Origin of the sequence: Acinetobacter terrae (genome assembly GCF_013004375.1) — a bacterium.
Classification (GTDB): Bacteria; Pseudomonadota; Gammaproteobacteria; order Pseudomonadales; family Moraxellaceae; genus Acinetobacter; species Acinetobacter terrae.
The window spans coordinates 84,119-103,806 of record NZ_JABERI010000012.1; the positions used below are offsets into that span (position 1 = coordinate 84,119).

Sequence of the window (19,688 nt, forward strand, 5' to 3'; positions counted from 1 at the left end):
CATTTAATGACAAAATTGTGTAAATCTTTTTTAAAAGAAACGGCAAAAAAGGAGCCGAAGCTCCTTAACATGTAAATATTATCATTTCAGTATTATTTAGAAATGCCTTCAGAAATTTCTTTCAGCATGAATGCAGTATTATCCAGACCTGCGCCAGTAATATACCAGGCATCAGCATTCACAAAAATAACGCGATTCTGTTTTACCGCTTGAGACTGCCCCAAAATAGGATGGGTTTTAATGCCTTCCTTGGTGGCATATTTCTGGGTATTCACCGCACCACGATCCAGCACAATCAAATAATCCGGATTTTGTTGAATAGCAGACTTTAACAGTTCAGCATTTTTCTTTTGTGCTGCTAAAGCTTCTGCGGATCCTGCTTCAGGGCGGGCAGTATCCGTTTTTTCAGATAGCGGAAGAACAGACTTAAAACCAGTTAACTCATGGATAAAACCAAAACGGTCATTTGCTGCATGCGGCATATAATGATCTCCGACAGCAAAGAGCATCACTGCTGATTTATTGGCGGTGTGTTGCTGCACTTTTTGTTGTAATTGATCTAAATCTTTTAATTTTTTATCGGCAATATCTTCACGCTTAAAGGCTTTTGCAAGATTCAAGGTGCGATTTTTCAAATCACTGATGTAATGGTTGGTGTTGGGAGAAAGGTCGACCGTTGTTGCAATCGGTTGCAAGCTGTCAAGCGTTTTCGCTGAACGACCACCGACAAAAATTAAATCGGGTTTTAACTGTTTTAATTGATCTAAATCAGGTTCAAAAAGATTTCCTGCTTTCACAAACTGCGCTTGATTATATTGGGCTAAGCTGCCTGTAAATGTGGTTTTAGGCACAATTTGAGCCTGAATGTTTAAGGCATTTAAAGTATCTAAAATGGAGAGGTCATAGACTGCAATTTTTTTTGGCGTTTGTTTGAGTTCAATGTTTTGCTTTTCTGTTGGTAGATTGAAACTTGCACTATGTGCCAAACTATTCAATCCCACTGAAGCCAAAATGGTGCTTAAAAATAATGCCTGAGTTTTCATTCGCAAGTGATCTTCTCTTAAATTTGTGCGACAGGGTAACAAAGAATTTAGATTTATTAAATAATAATCATTAACAAATAGGAATTATTTTATTTTTTTGCTATAAAAAAGGCGCTGAAAATTCAGCGCCTTGGAGTATCTATAGGTGAACAGTAAACTCTAGAAAGGCAATTGCATCAACTTGTTCAAAAAGTGGGGGATAACACCGGGTTCAAGAATGATGGTCATGATCACCCCGTATGCAGCGCCCCAAAGATGTGCACTATGGTTGATGTTGGAATTGCCACGCTTGCCTGACCAAATACTATAAGCGATATATAAAATTGCAAAAATAATCGCAGGCACAGGAATAAAGAAAACAAAAATCAGTTTCCACGGCTCAAATAAAATATAAGCAAACAAAACTGCCGAAACTGCACCGGAAGCGCCTAAACTTGCCCAACGATGATCATTTTTATGTTTGAGATAACTTGGAACAATGGCAACAATTAAGCCGCCTAAATAGAACAATACAAAGCCAAGATCAAAAAAATACTGTCGGTAAAAGCTTTCAATCACACTACCAAAAAAGAATAGCGTAATCATATTGAAGATTAGATGCGCGCCATCGGCATGGACAAAACCATGGGTAATAAAACGGTCATATTGCCCACGTTGCATTGCAGGGGGCCAAAAAATAAGACGGCTCATGACCTTCTGATTTGAAAATGCAATCAGTGAAACAGCCACTGTAATCAGGACCAGGCTAACAGTATGGTTAATAGGTAAATCTAGCATAAAGTGCAAGTTCAACTTTTAAATATTTATACTTAATAATGCCATTAAATGAAGTGTTAAGAGGAACTTTTATAATAATTCCGACAATTTTAGTTGATTTTTTTTTATTACCCCGCATCTTCAGTTAAAATGATAACTTCAGCTTGAGGAAATATGATTATGTCGACTGAGAACATCAGCGCTGCAGTTGCAGAAGAAATTCCAAATTTATTGATTACGCCAACGGCACAAGAGTATTTGTTTGATTTGCTTGAAAAACAAAATACTCCGGGTATTGCTGTACGTATTTTTGTGGAAAATCCTGGTACGCCACGTGCTGAATGTTGTATGGCATATAGTGCACCTGAAGAAGTGATTCCTACAGACTATAAACAAGATTACCCAAATTTTGCGGCTTATATTGATGCTCCATCTATCCCATATTTGTTAGATGCGGTGATTGATTACAATAAAGACCGTTTTGGTGGTCAATTGACATTCCGCGCACCAAACTCAAAAGTGCCACGCGTAGGGGCGGATGCTTCGATTGAAGAGCGTATCACTTATGTACTTCAGTCTGAAATTAACCCGGGACTTGCAGGTCATGGCGGTAACTGTGCTTTAGTTGAAATTATTGAAGATGAAGAACATGGCCTGACTGCAGTATTGAAATTCGGTGGTGGTTGCCAAGGTTGTTCATCGATTGATTTGACCTTGAAACAAGGCGTTGAAACAACATTAAAACAACATGTTCCTGAGTTGGCACGTGTGGTTGACCAAACTGACCACAGCAATACTGAAGGCGCTTACTTCAAGTAAAACCTGAAAGTACTTTAAAAATAACCTCCTATACGGAGGTTATTTTTTGCCTAAAAAAAACTGTAATGAGAATGATTCCTATAATTAATTGCATTAAGTTTATTTTTTGTTACACTGTGCAACGAAAATTACATTACTTATCCATTATTTTGCCACTTGGGGAAACTTGAATGACCAAGCGTATTGTTCGATCTGCACTAACACTTTCAATTTTATCTGTTATCGCTTCGGTTACATTTGCAGCTGATCAAAAAACATCTGCTGTTGCTGAACCAGTCAGGTTAGAAACGATAGTCGTTACAGCGGCGGGTTATGAGCAGGATGTAAGCAAAGCACCTGCATCAATGACAGTGATTACGAAAGAAGAACTAGAAGCGCGACAATATAATGATATTACTGATGTACTCAGAAATACTCCGGGAGTGGTTATTTCTGGAGCAGGTTCTGCACAAACGGTCAGTATTCGAGGTATGGGTTCAAGTTACACATTATTTTTGGTGAATGGTAAACGTCAATATTCTAAAGATGTCAATCCGAATGGGGATGACAGCGGCTTTGAAAAAAATATCTTGCCGCCGATCGCATCGGTTGAACGTATTGAAGTGATTCGGGGACCTGCATCTACTTTATATGGCAGTGATGCTATGGGTGGTGTCATCAATATTATTACAAAAAAAGTCAGTGATGAATGGTCAGGAACAGTTGAATTAGGGACTGTTTTACAGGACTCGAATAAATCTGGAGATATTAAAAATGGCTCGGTATATTTAACCGGACCTTTGATTGAAAATAAACTGGGCATGCAGCTTGGGGTGAATAAGCAAAAGCGCGAAGAAGACAGCTATGTAGGCGGTTTTCGTGGTACGGAAGTAGAAAGCCTAAATTCCCGACTGACTTATTTAATTAATGATAATCATCACTTAGAATTTGATGCAAATTTTACAAAACAGGAATCTGAATCCACTGCGGGTCAAACCATTTTAAGTACAGGAACAGATTCATACGGTCGAAATTATCGTGAAGTATTTGGCTTAACTCATAATGGCCGATATAGCGATATATTGAACAGCAGTTCTTATATTCAATATGAAAAATCAAAAAATCCGGATCGTAAGAATACGACTTCAGGTTTAAGCGGAATTGAGCTCGAAACATGGCTTGCCAATACACAGTGGAATTGGCAGTTGAGTAATCATAATTTAATTTCGGGTCTATATTTTAAAAACGAGTCCCTCGTTGACCGCGCAACCAATCAAAATTTAGAAATGCCTGTGACTGAATTAGACCGTTGGGCATTTGCAGTTTTTGCAGAAGATACCTGGTCGATTACTGATACTTTTAATTTAACCACGGGTTTGCGTTACGATCATGATGAAAATTACGATGGTAACTTCTCGCCACGTTTATATGGGGTGTATAACCCGACTCATGCATGGACATTTAAAGGTGGTGTATCTACCGGTTATAAACAACCAGATTTAAGACAGTCGTCAAGTGATGTACATTCTGTGACGGGTAAAGGCAGCGCCTTTATTATGGGGAATGATGATTTAAAACCAGAGAAATCTGTAAGCTATGAATTCGGAACCGCATGGCAGGGTGACAAGTCTAAAGCCTCATTAACCGCATTCTATACTGAATATAAAGATAAAATTACTGAAGTGCGCGATTGTTCATCTTCAAATGGGAATAACAGTAATTCGGCAACATGGGCATGTGCAGACCCATTTGGTCGCATTGATGCATTGACGGGTAATGTTCGCTTATGGAATTTTATCAGTTCACGAATTAATGTGGATGAAGCAACCATGCAAGGTGTGGAAGCTTCATTTGACACCGAGCTTGCTGAAGGGGTAAATCTAAATACCAACTATACCTATACGGAAACTGAGCAAAAATCAGGTGATTTAAAAGGTCAACCATTAAATCAAATGCCAAAGCATATGTTTAATGCGACAGTGGATTACAACATCAATGATGCTTTGGATGTTTGGACACGCTTACATTATCGTAGTGAAACGTCTTCTTATTTAGGTCGTGCAGCCATGTCCGATCCTACACCAGCATATCAATTTTTAGATGTTGGTTTTAACTATCAATTTACGTCAAGCTTAAAAGGGAAGTTTGGGGTTTATAATATCTTGGATGAAAAAGCCGAAAATGCTGATGGAGATCAGTTGTTAGATGGTCGCCGTTATGGTGTAAGTTTTATTGCTAAATTCTAATTAATCTCATAAAAAAAGCCGCTTCAAGCGGCTTTTTTTATTTTTCTAATTTTAAAATCTTCTGTGCGGTTTCAGCATAATAAAACTTTTCTAAATATACTCTTGCACGTTCTCGTAAGTATTCAGATGAAACTAGCTTTTGAATAACCGGCGCTAATAATTGTTTTAATTCATGTTGAATTAAAGCTTCATCAATATTTAAGTCGCGGAGTAACAAGTCAAAACTACGCTGCTGATTACGGGTATACCAGGCATAGACACCATCATGAACTTGTTGTTTTAAATATTCTGTTTGACGCAGGTGATCCCAAATTTCATGCCCTAAGCCCACAGTATTAGGCAGGTCTTGAACTTCGATATAATTCTTTAAGACCGTTAAAGGCAGATCTTTAATTTTATGCCACAGATTAGCCTGGAAGTGATAGAGCTTTTCATCATCAAAATGTTGATTTAAAACATGCTCACTCATGTGGCTGAGTTTTAAAATATTCTTTTGCAGATAATGCCCAATGGTTTCATCCAGATTGGAGTCGGTGACAGTTTCTAAAACCGATTTACCCATTTTCATAAAACGTGAAACACCAGGAACACGTTTTGCCATTACTGAATTATCTAGATAATCCTGAATGGAATGTTGAATTAATTGCGTGATCATGGCTGAAAAAGCAGGGCTATTGACTACAGTTTTAATCAGGCGTTGACGATGTCCACTTTTACTTGCGACATATTGGGCAATTTTGTCGACGGTGAGTACAGGAATCACATCTGCAATTTGAGTGTTTTCATTGGCTGGATGAATTAAAGCAAAACGAAGATGTTCGGTAATTTGCTCAATTAAAAAGGTACTCGCAGGTGTGGCTAAAATCTGTTTTTGTAATAGCGCGTTGATTTGTTCGAACGACCAGATATCCTGTAAGGTTTGTTTTCTAAACCACTGATAGAAATTTAAAAATTCGCTTTGAATGGTGGCAGTATGTGAAAACTCCTGCTCTAAAAAGTCAAGATGAGCTTCAATCAATTGCTCAATCATCGGATGTTTCGGCATACTGTCTCTGCAAGCTAATTTAATGGGATAAGTTTATCAGCAAGTGGGTTTTTTAACTTTTGGGTTTTTGCTAGAAAAGGTAAATAGTGGTTCGCCACTTGTTGTTCTGCTTCTAAAATAGGCATGTGCCCGACATTATTTAAAATAACTGGGGTTTCGGCACGCTTCAATAAGGATTGTAATTCATTTGCCGCTTCCACATTAATTATTTTATCTTGCTTGCCCCACAGGATTAGTGTGGGGGCTTCAATTGTTTGCGTCATTCGGGCAAATGATTCCGGGGTATAAATACGACTCAGGGTAATCAATTGGTCAATCATTTTACGGGTTTGCACGGACTGGGAAATCAGCATTTTTTCTTGTGCTTTTTTAAAATAAATCGGTAAATCCGGTGGGCTTTGCATGACTTGACCCATCACATCGTCCAGATCGCCCGGTTTAGACACAATGAGATGCTTTAAAAAATAAGGGTCTTTGGTATAGGCAGTATTGGCCTGTTTATAGATCCCGGCGCTATTAAGTAAAAACAGACTTTGAGTATCAAATGGATATTGTGATGCATAAACAGTGGCAATGGAGCCGCCGAGTGAGTGTCCGGCAATATTCAGTTTATCTTCAACATTAATAGCTTCAACAAAACGGCGTAAGCGCTGCGTGACATTGGGAACAGACAGATCAAAATTATCTGCAACTTTAGTTTCACCATTGCCTGGAAGATCGGGAATGATCACGTGGTAATAGGGGGTTAAAAAATGTGCCACTCCATTCCAGTTATCCCGATTTCCCGCCAAGCCATGAATGAGTAATACGGCAGGTTTATTGCTGAAGCCACCTTCACTATAACTCCAGCTAATATCATCAATTTTAATGGTTTTACTGCGCAAGCCGGCTACATTACGTTCTTTAACTAAATAATTTTCTAATGAGAGTTGAGCATCATGGGGTGTTTTATTTATTGCTGCATAAGAATAAACAGGCGTGCTGATAGAAAGTGCCAAGCACGTCATTTGCAAAAAGCGGGATAAAATCGAGTGAAGCGGTGTCATTGATCATCATCCTAATGTGTTAATGACGATAATTCTTTATACGCAATCATATAAAAATCATCTGATTTTTACTGCATTTTATTTTTTTAAAAATGTCTGTAGTGTATTGTAATTATTATTAAATAATTGTCACTGAATAGTTTTTTGAATTCCGTTACGTCAAGCTTGAAAAGTGTGCACCAGATCAAATTTATGAGCTAAATAAAATATTTTGTAACTTTGTTATTAATTAATCAGCTATTCTTTTTGCAAGTGACTTTCCAATTTCATCGCATTAAAATACTGTAACTTAAAACCTTGGAAGACCAGCATGCTAACAGCAGAAGAAGCTTTAGATCGTTTAAAAAAAGGGAACCAGCGTTTTGTATCGGGGGAAACGACACACCCCAAACAACTTTCACATCAGCAAAGGGCAGAAATGGCAGGAAATCAAAACCCCTTTGCCATCGTCTTGGGCTGTTCAGATTCTCGTGTTCCTGCTGAAATGGTATTTGACCAGGGTTTGGGTGATTTATTTGTCATCCGTGTGGCAGGTAATGTAGTTGCACCTTCACAGGTAGGCAGTGTGGAATTTGCTGCAGAACGTTATGATTGCGCTGTCGTGGTGGTATTAGGACATAGTCATTGTGGCGCTATTCAAGCGACCATTGATACATTAATGAATCCAGATCATCCTCCTTCATTGAACCTGATGTCTATTGTCAACCGTGTTCGCCCATCGGTTGAAACATTGATGCAAACTGAATTGAAAAATGATTTGGCTAAACTGTCGAAACATGCAGTTCGTTCTAATGTCTTTGCCTCTGTGAATCAGCTGCGTCATGGTTCTGCAGTTTTAGAATGCCTGATTGCCAAAGGCCAGTTGAAAATTGTCGGTGCAGAATATTCTCTAGAAACGGGTGAAGTTTTGTTTTTTGATTTTTAAAATCAAATTAAGCTTCAGACTGAATAAAAGGCGCTTTATAAAGCGCCTTTTATATAGGGATAAGCATTGTTCAGTAAAATGCTTTGTGCGTTTGCATTAGGGTGAACTAAATCCTGTTGCATCAAGTTTTTCTTGCCTGCAATTCCTTCTAAAAAGAATGGCAGCAATTTTACTTTGTACTGTTGACTGACAATCTTGTAATTTTTTTCAAAAGCTTTGCTATAGGCTGTACCGTAATTCGGTGGGATTTTCATTCCAAAAACTAGCACAGTAGCTTTAGCTTTCTGACTTTGTTGAATTAAATGAGCCAGGTTCTTTTGAATCAATAGCGGTGATTGCCCCCGTAAACCATCATTTCCACCTAACTCAATCACTACAATATGCGGTTTATGGATTTGCAATAATTTAGGCAAGCGCGCCAAGGCACCGCTGGTAGTTTCACCACTAACACTGGCATTGACCACTTTATGTTGTTTCGGATACTGTTGCTCTAGACGTTTTTGTAATAAATGCACCCAACCTTGCTGTGCTTGTATTCCATAGCCCGCACTAATACTGTCACCCAGAATCATAATGGTTTTAGCAGACACCACGACTGGAGCAAGACACAGGCTGAACATCGCCAGGCAAGCAAATACACGAGTTTTTAGATTGCGATTTTGCATATAGGGATTTTATGATCCAAGTGACGAGCGACAATTCCATCATGCCACAAGCAATAATTTCTGCACAGCAACTCACACAAAAGATAAAACTTCCTCAAAAGGAATTTATTATTTTCGAAAATTTCAGTCTGGATATTTTGGCGGGTGAACAGGTGGCCATTACGGGGCGTTCAGGTTCAGGAAAATCGACCTTGCTCGGAATACTAGCAACCTTAGATCAGGCCAGTTCAGGGAAATTGGTGGTTTGTGGTGAATCGATTGCAGAACTTAATGAAGAACAACGTGCACTGGTACGCTTAGAATATATTGGCTTTGTGTTCCAGTCTTTCCAGCTGTTGCCGCATTTAACGGCGGTAGAAAATGTGATGTTGCCGCTGCGCTTACAGAAGAATTTTAATTTTGCCGTAGCTGAAAAAAAGGCCTTGGCTTTACTTAAAAAAGTCGGTTTAGAACGCCAGGCGACCCAAACGCCCAAAGTGCTTTCTGGCGGAGAACAGCAACGTGTTGCCATTGCGCGTGCCTTAATTAGTGACCCGAAAATCATTTTTGCCGATGAACCTACAGGTAACTTGGACACCCAAACCGCCAAAGAAATTGAGCAACTTTTATTTCAGCTGAATCGTGAATTTGGCACGACCTTGGTTTTGGTCACCCATGATCCAACATTGGCCGAACAATGTCAGCGCCATTTTGAATTGCTGGATGGTCGCTTGATTGAACATCGTAACGGTGAGGGCTGAAATGAATCCACTCTTTCGACCCTTGCTGACGCAAAGTTTTAAAAGTACTGGTGTTTACTTACTTATCATTGCTTTGACTTTGGCCATTAGTGCGACCACGGCACTGAAATTTAGTAATGAACAAATCCAAAATGCCGTGGCATTACAAGCTGCTGAAATGCTGGCAGGGGATTTGGTCCTGAGCGACAATCAGCCGCTTGAAAAAAAGTGGCAAGAAAAAGCCAATCAGTTATCCTTGAAACGGTCTGAAGTCACTACCTTCAGTTCGATGGCGCATACCAATGACCAATTTGTTATGGTCAATGTGAAAGCCATTGATGATGCTTTTCCTTTGCGTGGCGAAATTCGGGTGGCACCACAGGCACAAAAAATTCAGACACGAGAAGTCTGGCTCAGTTCACGTGCGATGGATTTATTACATGTCAAAGTCGGGGATCGCATCAATATTGCCGATGGGACATTTAAAGTCACTGCTAAAATTGAACATGATTCCAATCAGGAATTGGGCTTTTCCGGTTTTTCACCTACGGTGATTATTTCTCAAGCTGATGTTGCCCGAACCAATGCCATTCAAGTCGGCAGTCGGGTTGAATATCGTTTATTAATGGCAGGGTCTGCCCAACAGACCAAACAGTTTGAACAGGATTTCAATCAGCTGCATAAATCGGCGCAAAGCAAAATACAGAATGAACAACCCAGCCTAAAGCTGCGTAATGCCAGCGAAGGCAATACCCGTTTAATGAAGCCAATTGCCAATTTAGATACCTTCCTGCAACTCACCAATATTTTGACCATTTTACTTTGTGGCATTGCGATTGCTTTAAGCAGCCAGCGTTATGTGCAACAAAATCAGGATAGTATTGCACTGATGCGTTGTATCGGGGCAACGAAAAGACAAATTCTTAGCGCGTATCTGACTTTATTAGGTGTAGTCTTAATTGTCGCAATGGCAATTGGCAGTCTGGCAGGGGTAGCACTTGGCTATGGTTTGTTGCAACTGATGCTGCAACTGATTCCGCATCTACAACTTCAATTTTCTGCATGGGATATGTTACTGGGTCCATTACCGATTGCGATGCTGACCAGTGCCGTGGTGTTACTGGGTTTTATCGTGCCAAGTTTATGGCAGTTACTCAACACACCGCCTATTCGTGTGATTCGCCAGCAAGAAAAATCAGTGCAATCCATGCTATGGATGTTGCTGATGGGAACAGCCAGTCTGGTGCTTTTTAGTGTTGTCCTGACTGAAAATATTGTGCTGACCGCTTGGGTAATCGGTGCAATTATCATCTTGTGTACTGTGCTGTATATGCTGATTTGGGGCTGTTTAAAACTGATTAAAAGCTTGAAGTGGTCCATATCCGCTTATATCCGCGCGCCTTATCAAACCGCCTTTCAAATTACCGCTTTGGCACTCGGTCTAAGTTTAATTACCGTATTGGCAGTATTGCGAACTGATTTGCTCGAGCGTTGGCAGCAACAATTGCCAGAAGGTACACCGAATCAATTTGTTTATGGGTTGCCGCCTTTTGATATGCCTTTATTTAAAGCACAGCTTGAGCAACGGAGCTGGCACAGTACTCCACTTTATCCCAATATCCGTGGACGATTGGTGGCGAAAAATGATCAGCCTTTTCCGGAAAGCTTGCTTAAAAGCAATGAGTCTTTGCGCCGTGAACTCAATTTGACCCAAACGGTAGAATATCCTACAGATAATAAAATTGTGCAGGGAAACGCAGCACTAAAGCATGCTGGAGAGGTATCGGTTGAAGTGAAAACAGCGGAAGAATTGGGTATTAAGATAGGTGATCGGCTCACCTTTAGTTTGCCTGAAGGTTTGATTCAAGCCAAAGTCATTAACTTGCGTAGTGTCGAATGGGAAAGTTTTAGTCCGAATTTTTTCTTTATTTTTGCACCCAAGACCATGGATGAAAATGCGGGCAGTTATTTAGGCAGTTTTTATGTGCCCGAACAGGATAAAAAACAACTGGTTTCTGTGATTCAGCAATTTTCCAATACGGTTTTTATTGATGTCAGTTTAATTCTGGATGAAGTGAAACGCGTGGTAAATGTGCTGGTGCAAATTATTACCATACTCGCGCTATTGGTCAGTGTCTCTGGGATTTTGGTTTTAGTTGCCTGTTTAAACTTGTTGATGGATGAACGCAAACGGGAAGTGGCTTTGCTGCGCTCATTTGGCAGTTCCAAACAAAAGCTAAAACAAATGATGAGTGTGGAGATCGGTTTTATTGGATTCATGGCTGGCGTGGTTTCATGTCTGTTTGCAGAAGTCATCAGTGCGATTGCCAGCTATAAAATGAATTTGACCATTCAGGTACATTGGGAAATTTGGCTGATTTTACCGATTTTAATGACTTTAGTGTGTGCCGTGATTGGACGTTATCGCTTAAGTTATCTCTGTGATATTCCGCCGTTACAAAGTTTGCGAGAGATGAATCAATAATAGATTCATCTCACAAAAATGATTCATTAATATTAAAAATGCAGTTGTGCGCGCATGGCTGCAAGGATTTGACGCCAAACAGGTTCAAGGATTTGCACTTGTTGCATGCAATAATCATAAAACACATAGCACGTCACTATGCCTACACCCAAACCTAGAATAAAGCCCAAATTGGGTTTGTGGATGCGTTGTCCCACGTACCAAATAGCCGCTAATACCGCACCCATCAGCATACCGCCAATATGAGCAGCATTGTTAATTCCCGGCATGGTGAAGCCAATGAACAGGTTAATCCCCATCACCATGACCAAGGTTTTTTTATCTAAAATAAAGCGTTGCTTGGGCAAGATGGGCAATAAAGACAAAACGGTCAAAGCACCACCAATACCCATCACCGCCCCAGATGCACCGGCACTCACGGTAGGGAAAAGTTTAGGATCATTGGTTTGTAGCAGTTCGAAGGTATTTTGAATATCGATAAAGCCGCTGAGCAAACTTCCCATCAGGCCTGCAAGAATATACAAACCCAAATAATAGAATCGACCAAAAAGCTGTTCCGCTACACTGCCGAAAATATATAAGGCCCACATATTCAGCATTAAATGGATTAAACCAAAATGAAAAAACATGCTGGTAAATAGGCGAGTGGGTTCCTCTAAAAAGGTTAAAGGTGCATAATCAGCTCCCCAATGAATAGCATCTACCAGACTTGGGCTGGTAATATTCACACCGTTGAGCACTTGCCAGAGAAATAAACCGATATTGATGGCAATAAAAAGTGCAGTCAGCCACCAAAGGTGAACCTCGGGTTTACTTTGAATGGGGGGAGGTGAAAGTTCAGCCATGCTATTCTTTTATAATCTTTGCTATATTCAGCTTCAAGCTTAGCACGAAAAAAACAGATATTTTGGAGTAACTCACTGACATGAAAGCTTTTATTGTTCGTAGTTTGTTAATACTTGTCAGTTTGGTGCTTTTAGTACAACTTTGGATTTTTTCAAGTCTGGTGTGGTGGCGAACCCATCCGGTTGACACGACCATGATGATGCGTCTGGATTATTGGTCCGAACCCTCTAAACCAATCAAGCATCAATGGCGTGATTATGATCAAATCAGTGACTATCTCAAACATGCCGTAGTTGCAGCAGAAGATGGTAAGTTTTTGCAACATCACGGTTTTGATTGGGCAGGCATGCAATTTGCCTTAGAACGTAATAAAGACAAAGGCAAAGTAGTGGCGGGTGGTTCGACCATTTCACAGCAATTGGCGAAAAATCTATTTTTATATAATAAGCGTTCATTTCTGCGTAAAGGTCAAGAAGCTGTTGCAACGTGGATGATGGAGCGCGTCTGGACGAAACAACGTATTTTAGAAGTGTATTTAAATTCGGTTGAATTTGGTGACAATATTTACGGTGTGGAAGCAGCAACCCAGCATTATTTTGGCAAAAGTGCGAGAAGTTTAAGTCGTGAACAAGCCGCCTTTTTAGCTGCCATTTTACCTAATCCAAAATATTACCAAGACCACCGTGATGACCGAAAACTGCAATATCGTAAACGCATGATTCAAAAATATATGCGTTATAGCAATATTCCCTAATTAAAGACTGTATGAAAAAGCCCAAAATTTTGGGCTTTTTTTATGAAATTGTCATGATTTTGAAGCATACTTATGAAGATCCGGATCACTTTCGAATAATCATAGGTTAGGTATGAATACTGCAGCAGGCCCATCTCCTACACAAACAGACTATACATATAACGATCGCTACATTAATCGTGAACTTTCTATTTTAGATTTTCATCTGCGTGTATTAGAACAGGCGGTTGACCCACTGCACCCTTTACTTGAACGCATGAATTTCTTGCTTATTTTTTCCCGTAATCTGGACGAGTTTTTTGAAATTCGATTTGCGGGACTGATGGAACAGCTCGATTTAGGCAATGAAAGTCACAGTCCGGATGGTTTAACCCCAAAACAAGTATTAGAGATTATTTCTAAAACTGCCCATGCTGCCATCGAACGCCAGTATCGTATTTTAAATGAAGAAATTCTGCCGAAACTGCGTGAAGAAGATATCTGTTTTTTACGCCGTGGAGAACTCACACCTGCTCAATCTGCCTGGGTTAAGAAGTATTTCCAAGAGCAAGTGGCGCCAGTGCTGACTCCGATTAGCTTGGATCCAGCCCATCCATTTCCGCGTTTAGTGAACAAAAGCTTAAACTTTATTGTCACGCTAGAAGGGAAAGATGCTTTTGGTCGTCAGATTGATTTGGCAGTTGTGCCCGCACCGCGTTCATTGCCGCGTGTGGTCCGTTTACCAGATGAACTCACCGATGGCAAAGAACATCATGTGATGTTGTCCGCCATTATTCATGAACATGTTTCAGATTTATTCCCGGGTATGACCGCCACAGGTTGCTATCAATTCCGTGTCACACGTAATGCCGACTTGGCTTTAAATGAAGATGTTGAAGATTTAGCCAAAGCTTTAAAAGGGGAGCTGAATTCGCGTCGTTTTGGCCGTGCAGTACGCCTGGAAGTGACTCAAAATTGTCCTGAACATATCTATGAATATTTGCTGGATGAATTTGATCTCGAAAAAGATCAGCTTTACAAAGTAGCGGGTCCGGTAAACCTTGCGCGTTTATTGTCGAATTTTAAACGTCCGCATTTACGTTATGACACCCATACCCCGATTATTCCGAAAGTATTGAAGAAGTCTGAAAATATTTTCTCTGCCATGCAGAAACAAGACATTCTTTTACATCATCCGTTTGAATCTTTTGCACCGGTCATCAATTTGTTGCGTGAAGCAGCACGTGATCCGCAAGTGCTCGCGATTAAGCAAACTTTGTATCGTAGTGGAGCAGATTCTGAAATTGTTCAGGTACTTGCAGAAGCGGCACGAAATGGTAAAGAAGTCACAGCAGTCATTGAGCTGCGTGCACGTTTTGATGAAGAATCGAATATTGAAGTGGCGAATGTACTTCAAGAAGCCGGTGCAGTGGTGGTATACGGTATTGTCGGCTATAAAACCCATGCCAAAATGATTTTGGTGGTGCGCCGTGAAAATAACAAACTGGTGCGTTATGTGCATTTAGGTACGGGTAACTACCATGCAGGCAATGCCCGTATTTATACTGACTATGGCTTACTGACCACAGATAAAGAACTGTGTGAAGATGTGCATCGCATTTTCCAGGAATTGACTGGTATGGGCAAAATGGCGAAGTTGAAAAAACTTCTGCATGCACCATTTACCCTACATGCACAACTGATCAATTTTATTGATGAAGAAATCGCCAATGCCAAAGCAGGGAAGCCTGCACAAATCATTGTCAAAGTGAATGCACTCACTGAAATGCAGCTGATTAACAAGTTGTATGAAGCTTCGCAAGCTGGTGTAAAAATTGATTTAATTATTCGTTCAATTTGCTGTTTACGTCCCGGTTTACCTGGGCTTTCAGAAAATATTCGTGTACGTTCAATTGTAGGGCGTTTCTTGGAACATACCCGCGTGTATTACTTTGGCAATAATGGCAATGCTCGAATTTACTGTTCAAGTGCCGACTGGATGGATCGTAATTTATTTAACCGTGTTGAAGCTTGTTTTCCTATCGAAGACCCCGCACTGAAAAAACGTATTTATCAGCAGGGTTTACTGACGTATTTAAAAGACAATCAGCAAGCATGGTTGTTGCAAGGCGATGGAACCTGGTTGCGAGCGACAGTTGCAGAAGGACAAGAGCCACATAATGCTCAAAGAATATTATTAGATATCATCAAATAAATTCACTCAAGTGTAAATGCAAAAATAAGGGAGTCTTTGGACTCCTTTATTTTATGCGATGGAAATATTGAAAATAAAAAGATCTAATTTTTTAAGTAGGCGATTTTTCGATAAGTGCTTTTAATATTGCCTTCAATTTTATAAAGAGAGGTGGAAGTCTGCTCTGCGACTTGCTGCAGGTTCAGACCACCTGATACTAAATTTAAAATTTCATATTCAATTGCGCTTAAATGTATTGGCGTGTTGAGTTGAGCGGTGGATATTATTTGCTTAGATTCTACTTGATGTGACAAAATATATTGCGCCAAAACATGATGGATAGGTGCTCCACCACGTAAAATACTTTTAATGTTCTTTAAAATTTCTGCTTCAGTATCTTCATGAAAAATATAACCTTGTGCACCTGCTTGAATAGCATCAAACAGTAAAGATGTCTGTTGTTGTGCTAAGACTGCAATAACATTTGCATCGGGATGGATTTTTTTGAGTTGCTTGATAAATGTAATCGTTGCTATGTGATCGAGAGATAAATCTATCAAGATCAGGTTGGGTAAATGTTGTTGTAATAGTTGTTCAGCTTCAGCAAGATGATCAGTACTCATAATTAATTCAGCAGGATAACCTATTCCAACGAGAATGCTCTCTAATAGATGATTAAAGGCAGGTTGATCCTCTATCAACATAATAGGAACAGGCAACATCAGTTCAGCCACTAGGCTATTCTCACACGGGTTTCGATTTTATTGAGTAACTTTGCTATACAATCCCTAAAAGTACTATCCCAAGAACTAGGGAATTTATCGAATTAAAGTAAACTTAAGTATTTAGAAAATAATAAAGAATTAAAAAACTTGGTTTTATGATGAGCTGTTTGTGATTAAGTTTTTTATTCAAAGTGTCTTAATTTTTCTCCATTAAGAAAAATCCCTATTTCTTGAATATTAAGCAATGAAATTTATTCGAGCAAAAATAGTGGACAGGAAGAGAATTGGGCAATAAAAAAAGGAGCAATTGCTCCTTTTAATATATGGCTTATTTTTAATGAAGATTTTGCGTGATTTTTTGCAAGATTTGCAATAGCACATCAAATTCACTTTGCAATGGCGTGCTCTTACGCGTGACCAAAGCGAGCGTGCGACTTGGTGCAGCTTCAATAGATTTAACCACTAAATCTGAATTCGCTTTAATCATATTGGTATGAATCGCAATTTCAGGAAGCAGGGTAAAGCCTAAGTCAGCAGAGACCATTTCAACCAATGTCGGTAATGAACTTGCTTTTAAACGATGATCATTTTTACGTTCGCCAATTGGGCATGCACTTAAAACATGATTACGTAAACAGTGACCTTCTTCAAGCAACACTAAGCGTGATAAATCTAAATCATCTAGAACTTTGGCATTATGCGCATTTTGATCGGATTTGTGATGCACCAAATAAAGATTTTCTTTAGCAATTTCAGCAACTTTTAAACCACGAGTGTCAAAAGGCAGTGCCAAAACAATCATGTCCAGATTGCCGTGTTCTAATTTTTCGACAATTTTTTCGCTTTGCGCTTCATACAAATGCAATTGAATTTTAGGAAGTTGTTTATGCACTTCATCTAAAAGTTTTGACAAAATGAAAGGTGCAATAGTGGGGATGATCCCTAAATGTAAATCACCAGTTAAAGGCTCGCTCATCTCACGACTTAATCGCATCAGATCTTGAGCATCAGCCAATAAAACACGGGCTCGAGCAACAACCTGTTCTCCAAGCGGAGTTAAACGTACATTTTGGCGGTCGCGTTCAACGAGGACTCCACCTAACAAACGCTCTAACTCCATGATCCCGCCTGACAAAGTCGATTGGGTCACAAATGAACGGCGCGCAGCTTCAGTAAAATGTAGCGTTTCAGACAGTGTAACGAGGTATGACAGCTGTCTTAAAGAGGGTAATGCAGCCATAGTGTCCTAATGTTTTGATTTAAAGTGATCAGCAAATAATCCGCTAAGATATGGAATAAAATGCGGAGGCATATCATGCCCCATTCCATGAATTAATTCAAACTTAGCATCTGTAATTGCCTTTGCAACTGCTTTGCCATGACTCGGTGGCAGTAAACGATCACGAGAGCCATGTACCACAAGGGTAGGTTGCTGAATTTGCTTACTCAATTGTAGCAAAGAACCGGTACATAATATTGCTAAAAATTGTTGAAGTACACCTGCTGGATAATAACTTCGTTGATATAGTTTACGTGCGGTCTGCATAATCTCAATTTGGTTGATATATCCAGGTGAACCAATAATGTTAAAAACTTTCACGCTATGATTGACAATACCTTCTTCATCAGTCGATTCGGGTCGACCGATCAGGCTTAAAAGCTGTTTTGGAAAAGGCGGTGGTAATAAAGGCTGATTGTTACTGGTAAACATTAAACCCAGATTGCTGACTTTTTCAGGATGCTGGGCTGCCAGAATTTGCGCAATCATGCCGCCCATTGAAGCACCAATCACAGAAACTTTCTCTAATCCCAGATGATCAATCAATAATGCAGCATCTTCAGCCATATCATATAAATCATAAGGTGCGCCTTGATTTTCTAGGCCGAGAGCAAAGCGACCCATCAATTTTAAGGTGTTGAGACGTGGACCTGAATGGCGGATTTTAGAAGACAGACCAATATCCCGATTGTCATAACGAATAACACGATAACCTTGGTCAATCAGTGATTTACAGAAAAAATCGGGCCAAAACAACATCTGCGCACCTAAACCCATAATCAGCATGATTGCAGGATGTTCAGGATTTCCACCCATCTCAACATGTAGTTCAACACCATTGCCTAAATTGACTTTGGTTTCATGCATAAAAGAAGTATAGGGAGAGCCTGTAAAGTTGAGTGCGCTATGATTCATTGTTATTTTCCCCAAAAAGGACATTTTGCTTAAAAAATGTCCTTACTATTAAACCCTTAAACGGCTACAGGAATCAAGTCAGGTACCAGTTTAGTTAGAGCTAAACGTTGTTTTGCCGCAGTAGCGCCCAATAGAACAAAACCACGCAAGGTATTTTGACTATCTAAAGCTTTGGCAATCATGCCATCTTCAAGTTCTTCTGTATCCCAGGTGACATCCACACCCACGGGTGCAGGAAGTACGGTCAGGGGAGCAGCAGGAGTTTTAACAGCAACAGGCATCGCTGGATAATGAACATGCGTTTGTTCACCATTTAAAGTTTTTGCTAAAGCACGCGCTTGTTGCATGATCGGCATGACATACGGCAAGAGCAAACCATTGACTTCTGCACAGTCACCAATCGCATAGATATCGGCTTGATTGGTTTCTAAATGGCCATTGGTCAAAATGCCGCGACTGCAGTCAATATCCGCTGCTTTTGCCAACTCTACATTTGGTTGTAAGCCAATTGCTGAAAGTACAACATCCGCAACAACAGACTGACCATTGGCTAAGGTGATTTGATAATCGCCCTTTTCAACTTTAATCACTTTTTCAACGGTTGTACCTAGTACAAAGTGAATGCCAATAGCTTCAAGTTTTTCTTGAAAAGACGCCGCAACATAATCAGGAATAAGACGTCCTAAAGGTTGCGGAGCCAAATCAATCACCGTCACTTGGTGGTCTGTGTTCTGTAAGTCATTGGCAAATTCACAGCCGATCAGACCTGCACCCAGAATCACCACACGTTTATCATGATGTTGAGCAAGATTTTTACGGAAGGCTTTATAGTCATCCAAATTATTGACCACGTGAATATCATCACTGCCATCACCGGCAATCGCTAGGCGAACCGGGTTTGCACCCACAGCTAGAACCAGTTTTGAATAGGGTTGAGTGGTTTGTTTTCCATCTTTCTCTAAAATCAGTTGATGCTGTTCAGCTTGAATTTCTTTCACCCAAGTATGCGCTTCAATACGCATCTTCAGTTGATCACTCATTTTGCTGGCATCGCCTAAAGCAATTTGCTCAGGTGCTTTTTTTCCGGCTAAAGCGTTAGACAGCGTGGGTTTAGCATAGTTTACCGCATCATCTGCACAAATCATGACCAGTTCATGCTCGGGATTTAGCTTACGAAACTCACGCGCTGCGGTATAGCCTGCCATACCCGAACCAATGATGACGATAGGATGCATAGTTTTCTCCAAACTGTTTTCTATAAGGCTTAA

17 protein-coding genes are annotated in these 19,688 nt (G+C 40.1%); 7 read left to right on the plus strand and 10 right to left on the minus strand.

Annotated features, from left to right (window positions below; genetic code table 11):
- Positions 1-92 precede the first annotated feature (92 nt).
- Both HLH14_RS06675 and HLH14_RS06680 read right to left on the minus strand, forming a co-directional pair.
- Complete coding sequence (locus tag HLH14_RS06675; protein ID WP_171532794.1) at positions 93-1,043, minus strand: ABC transporter substrate-binding protein; 951 nt, start codon at positions 1,041-1,043, stop codon at positions 93-95.
- A gap of 159 nt (positions 1,044-1,202) precedes the next feature.
- The gene (locus tag HLH14_RS06680; protein WP_171532795.1) at positions 1,203-1,820 is read right to left on the minus strand and encodes a rhomboid family intramembrane serine protease; all 618 of its coding nucleotides are present in this window, start codon (positions 1,818-1,820) and stop codon (positions 1,203-1,205) included.
- A gap of 159 nt (positions 1,821-1,979) precedes the next feature.
- Between HLH14_RS06680 and nfuA the strand changes: the two genes are divergently transcribed.
- Together nfuA and HLH14_RS06690 are read left to right on the plus strand one after the other, a co-directional pair.
- Positions 1,980-2,618 carry a Fe-S biogenesis protein NfuA gene (gene nfuA / locus HLH14_RS06685; protein ID WP_067724307.1) on the plus strand — a complete coding sequence of 213 codons (639 nt, stop codon included), beginning with the start codon at positions 1,980-1,982 and terminating at the stop codon, positions 2,616-2,618.
- Between the two features lie 170 nt (positions 2,619-2,788).
- Positions 2,789-4,843: a TonB-dependent receptor domain-containing protein gene (locus HLH14_RS06690; RefSeq protein WP_171532796.1), complete on the plus strand. Its 2,055-nt coding sequence runs from the start codon at positions 2,789-2,791 to the stop codon at positions 4,841-4,843.
- A 37-nt stretch (positions 4,844-4,880) separates the two neighbouring features.
- Here HLH14_RS06690 and HLH14_RS06695 read toward each other — a convergent pair whose 3' ends face one another.
- Entirely contained in the window at positions 4,881-5,888 is a 1,008-nt protein-coding gene (locus tag HLH14_RS06695) for a hypothetical protein (RefSeq protein WP_067724305.1), read from the minus strand.
- 14 nt (positions 5,889-5,902) lie between these two features.
- Positions 5,903-6,934, minus strand: a complete 1,032-nt coding sequence (locus HLH14_RS06700) for an alpha/beta fold hydrolase (protein WP_067724304.1) — start codon at positions 6,932-6,934, stop codon at positions 5,903-5,905.
- Between the two features lie 310 nt (positions 6,935-7,244).
- Between HLH14_RS06700 and HLH14_RS06705 the strand changes: the two genes are divergently transcribed.
- The gene (locus HLH14_RS06705; protein ID WP_067724303.1) at positions 7,245-7,859 is read left to right on the plus strand and encodes a carbonic anhydrase; all 615 of its coding nucleotides are present in this window, start codon (positions 7,245-7,247) and stop codon (positions 7,857-7,859) included.
- 35 nt (positions 7,860-7,894) lie between these two features.
- On the opposite strand, the gene HLH14_RS06710 is transcribed toward HLH14_RS06705, so the two are convergent.
- Positions 7,895-8,479: an arylesterase gene (locus HLH14_RS06710; protein WP_378320887.1), complete on the minus strand. Its 585-nt coding sequence runs from the start codon at positions 8,477-8,479 to the stop codon at positions 7,895-7,897.
- A gap of 56 nt (positions 8,480-8,535) precedes the next feature.
- Between HLH14_RS06710 and HLH14_RS06715 the strand changes: the two genes are divergently transcribed.
- Positions 8,536-9,264 (plus strand): ABC transporter ATP-binding protein, encoded by a 729-nt coding sequence (locus HLH14_RS06715; RefSeq protein ID WP_067724301.1) that lies wholly within the window; start codon positions 8,536-8,538, stop codon positions 9,262-9,264.
- Position 9,265: 1 nt separating this feature from the next.
- On the plus strand, positions 9,266-11,728 hold the full coding sequence (locus HLH14_RS06720; RefSeq protein ID WP_067724300.1) for an ABC transporter permease: 2,463 nt from the start codon (positions 9,266-9,268) through the stop codon (positions 11,726-11,728).
- A gap of 32 nt (positions 11,729-11,760) precedes the next feature.
- On the opposite strand, the gene HLH14_RS06725 is transcribed toward HLH14_RS06720, so the two are convergent.
- The gene (locus tag HLH14_RS06725; protein ID WP_067724299.1) at positions 11,761-12,573 is read right to left on the minus strand and encodes a rhomboid family intramembrane serine protease; all 813 of its coding nucleotides are present in this window, start codon (positions 12,571-12,573) and stop codon (positions 11,761-11,763) included.
- An 80-nt stretch (positions 12,574-12,653) separates the two neighbouring features.
- On the opposite strand from HLH14_RS06725, the gene mtgA reads away from it, so the two are divergent.
- Positions 12,654-13,328 carry a monofunctional biosynthetic peptidoglycan transglycosylase gene (gene mtgA / locus HLH14_RS06730; protein WP_067724298.1) on the plus strand — a complete coding sequence of 225 codons (675 nt, stop codon included), beginning with the start codon at positions 12,654-12,656 and terminating at the stop codon, positions 13,326-13,328.
- Positions 13,329-13,440: 112 nt separating this feature from the next.
- On the plus strand, positions 13,441-15,522 hold the full coding sequence (ppk1, locus tag HLH14_RS06735) for a polyphosphate kinase 1 (RefSeq protein ID WP_067724297.1): 2,082 nt from the start codon (positions 13,441-13,443) through the stop codon (positions 15,520-15,522).
- 83 nt (positions 15,523-15,605) lie between these two features.
- Here the strand turns inward: ppk1 and HLH14_RS06740 are convergent, their stop codons facing one another.
- The 4 genes from HLH14_RS06740 to HLH14_RS06755 form a co-directional block, all read right to left on the minus strand.
- Positions 15,606-16,235, minus strand: coding sequence for a response regulator (locus tag HLH14_RS06740; RefSeq protein WP_131270707.1), 630 nt, complete (start codon positions 16,233-16,235; stop codon positions 15,606-15,608).
- A gap of 325 nt (positions 16,236-16,560) precedes the next feature.
- Positions 16,561-17,466, minus strand: a complete 906-nt coding sequence (gene oxyR, locus HLH14_RS06745; protein ID WP_067723778.1) for a LysR family transcriptional regulator OxyR — start codon at positions 17,464-17,466, stop codon at positions 16,561-16,563.
- Between the two features lie 6 nt (positions 17,467-17,472).
- Positions 17,473-18,420 (minus strand): esterase EstB, encoded by a 948-nt coding sequence (gene estB, locus HLH14_RS06750; protein ID WP_067723779.1) that lies wholly within the window; start codon positions 18,418-18,420, stop codon positions 17,473-17,475.
- Positions 18,421-18,476: 56 nt separating this feature from the next.
- On the minus strand, positions 18,477-19,655 hold the full coding sequence (locus tag HLH14_RS06755; protein WP_067723780.1) for an NAD(P)/FAD-dependent oxidoreductase: 1,179 nt from the start codon (positions 19,653-19,655) through the stop codon (positions 18,477-18,479).
- Positions 19,656-19,688 lie beyond the last annotated feature (33 nt).